The organism is Pseudomonas antarctica (genome assembly GCF_900624995.1).
GTDB classification, from domain to species: Bacteria; Pseudomonadota; Gammaproteobacteria; order Pseudomonadales; family Pseudomonadaceae; genus Aquipseudomonas; species Aquipseudomonas antarctica.
Genome location: NZ_UYXQ01000233.1, coordinates 1 through 2,591, shown reverse-complemented (window position 1 = coordinate 2,591; position 2,591 = coordinate 1). Strand labels below are relative to the sequence as shown.

General features: G+C 53.0%; 2 protein-coding genes and 2 pseudogenes. 2 read left to right on the top strand and 2 right to left on the bottom strand.

Annotated features, from left to right (window positions below):
• Both E0F99_RS29645 and E0F99_RS29640 read right to left on the bottom strand, forming a co-directional pair.
• Nucleotides 1–177: pseudogene (locus E0F99_RS29645) on the bottom strand (IS256 family transposase); the annotation flags it as partial.
• A gap of 67 nt (nt 178–244) precedes the next feature.
• On the bottom strand, nt 245–952 hold the full coding sequence (locus E0F99_RS29640) for a ribonuclease T2 family protein (protein WP_162276182.1): 708 nt from the start codon (nt 950–952) through the stop codon (nt 245–247).
• A gap of 798 nt (nt 953–1,750) precedes the next feature.
• Between E0F99_RS29640 and E0F99_RS29630 the strand changes: the two genes are divergently transcribed.
• Both E0F99_RS29630 and E0F99_RS29625 read left to right on the top strand, forming a co-directional pair.
• On the top strand, nt 1,751–2,059 hold the full coding sequence (locus tag E0F99_RS29630) for a DUF3077 domain-containing protein (RefSeq protein WP_083356851.1): 309 nt from the start codon (nt 1,751–1,753) through the stop codon (nt 2,057–2,059).
• A gap of 355 nt (nt 2,060–2,414) precedes the next feature.
• Nucleotides 2,415–2,591 (top strand): annotated as a pseudogene (locus E0F99_RS29625) (IS256 family transposase); the annotation flags it as partial.

Here is a 2,591-nt window from a genome sequence, read left to right as displayed (position 1 = left end):
GTGGTGGCCCAGCTCGGCACCAAGGGCTCGCTCGATCAAGGCCTTTTTGAACGCCATCGACGCATCCTGAATGGCTTCGGCACTCATCGGGCCGCTGACGAACTGGTCGATCAGCTCTTTTGGAATGGCTGGAAGGTCACGCTGGGCCCTGCGGGCCGGTTTCTTTGTGGTTGGCATACATGCACCTCTTCAACATGTTATGCCCGAACACAAAATTTATGACAGTCCCGCGGAATGTTCTGTGTCATTTCCCTTTAGGAATAAATGTTTCCTGGACTTTACAGGCGATGCCTATTTGCAACGCTGCATCGTCTTCATAGGGGGCGCCATTGGGGGTAATTTTGTAGAACACCTCATGCAAATACTGCTTTGCGTCTTTGACAAAGCAACGATAGGACGCATTTGAGGGGAATGCTGTCTTTAGCTCATCAAACATCACGCTGCCACCCACCCAAGTGGCGAACTTTGCCTGATCATATTGAACCGCCGGCCTGAGTCTGACGATGTCATTGAAATAGTCCTGCACTGCTTTGCCTGAGCAGGTTCCGTGTTTCTTCCATTCATGTTTAAACATACCCTCCGGGTTGGCCGTGACCCAGGCTGCGATTTCGGGCTCATGTGCAATTTGCTCCAAGTTGCCTGCGCTGATTTCGCACTCCTTGCCTTGTTCACAACCAGGCGCCGTATTGCAGAAGGCCGGATGGCGATTGTTTTTCTCTGGTGTACTGTTGTTATAGGGCCATATTCCATGGGTTAGAAATTTTTCCGGCGGTGACTCACAGCCAGCAGTCTTGGGATTTTGCAAACAGAAACTCGGCTGCCATGTAACGGTATAGACCCAGTATTGGGAGCCCGCTTCGCTAGGCGTGATTTCTTCGTTGTCGTCCAATGCCCACACAGTGGCAGATAAAATCAGAATAATGGTTGATAGCATCTGATATGCGGTTTTCATAATCTGAATCACTTCCTTAGTAGGTCGGATAGAGAAAGAACACATAGTCCGTCCAAGGAGGGGTGAAATCTACTGTCAGAATTAACAGGGCATTCGGGGGATTTACGCGTTAGCGGTTTGCAAGAACGAGTAGTTGAGCTCGCTTATTTGTGTGTTGCCGATGTGTGTGTCCTGTCATGCAATTGAGGGTCTACATGCGAGTAGGACCGTTCTGATTTTCTGGAGTCATCTTCAGCAGCCAAGCGTTTGCTACGGTCGCGAGCCAAATACGCGATGGATGCGCCGAATGCTCACGTTCAACACCCTATGGAAAAATCATTCGGAAATCTTCGGAGACGCCGCCCCCTGCCGAACCAACGGCGCCAAGAACTTCAGCGACCAGAGGGCGACTCGCCCAGACGGTTACCAGTTAGCTCACTTTCAGATAACTCTGGTCACAAACTCTTGGTTTCCTGCTTTACCCACATTCGGCTACCGTCCTAACCGTCGCTTCCAACCCAGCGACCGGACTTGAGAATCCGAGAAACAATAGGCGCATAGGCGCCACCATCCATTAGACTGTTGGCGCTTTTTTGTGCTCGTATGTCTGTGTCATGGCGGCTATGCGTGGGAGACCTTCGGGTCTGCCGGGTTCCTATTGTCCCGGTTTCTCAGCCCGCGCATAGCTGCCACCCATTCGCATGAGAAACGAACGTGGCAGCTCACTACATTAGGAGCTTAAGCAATGAGCGTTTCTGATAGGTCGCACCCTCGCAGCACCGTCGTCACCACCACCACCGCGCAGTTCGGAGGTGTCCAATGATCAACCCACCCCTCAACAAAACCCTCGGCGTCATCACCTTCTCCACCTGCGGCAAACAGCCGAACCTCCACCGTCTATTCCGTGTCAATGCTGGTGTGCCCATTCGCGATGCCCTGGAGCATGCCTCCGAGCTGCTTCACTGTTCCAAAATGCTCGCGTTGGATGCGGCCATGGACACGGGCGCGGACCGTTTTGCCTGGGCGGCGCATTATTTGGGGGAGATGGCGAAGGCGGTGGTGGATGATTTGGCGAATGGGATGTTGCCCAATGGGGTGATGGAGGCGGGGGAGGCTGTTGGTGTGTAAGCGGGTGAGTTGATGGTGTTTGGGCTGGCGTCTTCGCAGCGATGCGGCAACCCGACAAGCCAGCTCCCACATTGGATGGTGTTGTACATCCGTTGAACCCGTGTAAGCAGTTAAAGAGACCTTGGGACGCCAAGGTCTTTTTTTGAGAGTATTGAATGTTGAGCGCCTCACCTTTTTTTGAACAGGTGGGGTTTATGGATCAGTTACAGAAACGATGGCGGTTGCAATTGAATTCGCCACAGCTCTCGGCGCCCTTGAAACGCTGTACGACCGTGCAGGGTAGTATAGTTGTTCACAAGTGCGGGGACTGTCATAAATTTTGTGTTCGGGCATAACATGTTGAAGAGGTGCATGTATGCCAACCACAAAGAAACCGGCCCGCAGGGCCCAGCGTGACCTTCCAGCCATTCCAAAAGAGCTGATCGACCAGTTCGTCAGCGGCCCGATGAGTGCCGAAGCCATTCAGGATGCGTCGATGGCGTTCAAAAAGGCCTTGATCGAGCGAGCCCTTGGTGCCGAGCTGGGCCACCAC

Excerpts from the sequence above, each read along its gene's own strand:
- E0F99_RS29640 (WP_162276182.1), bottom strand. The coding sequence starts at position 952 with ATGAAAACCGCATATCAGATGCTATCAACCATTATTCTGATTTTATCT.
- E0F99_RS29630 (WP_083356851.1), top strand. The coding sequence starts at position 1,751 with ATGATCAACCCACCCCTCAACAAAACCCTCGGCGTCATCACCTTCTCC.